Origin of the sequence: Halomonas marinisediminis, assembly GCF_004347715.1 — a bacterium.
GTDB lineage: Bacteria > Pseudomonadota > Gammaproteobacteria > Pseudomonadales > Halomonadaceae > Halomonas > Halomonas icarae.
Genome location: NZ_SLTR01000707.1, coordinates 1 through 233, shown reverse-complemented (window position 1 = coordinate 233; position 233 = coordinate 1). Strand labels below are relative to the sequence as shown.

The following is a 233-nucleotide window of genomic DNA, read 5'->3' as shown; positions in this document are numbered from 1 at the left end:
AAATGGACGCCATCACCGCCGCAAAAATACTGGCGTAGATCACGCTCGACGCCATGGAGCCTGACTGGTCCACGCACAGCATCACTTCTTTCAGCGCGCTCGGCTGTTTACGGCCGTATCCGATCAAACGTTCCGGCACGATAGTGCGATATTCCGGCTGATAGTGCTTGAGATTCGCACGAATGGTGCGCGCCCAGTCGATATCCGCGTGACGCGGACGTTGCTTGCGCATG

At 57.5% G+C, this 233-nt stretch carries 1 protein-coding gene; it reads right to left on the bottom strand.

Annotated features, from left to right (window positions below; genetic code table 11):
• Positions 1–233: VWA domain-containing protein (locus E0702_RS18295; RefSeq protein ID WP_132045906.1), on the bottom strand; the 233-nt coding region annotated here is incomplete at both ends.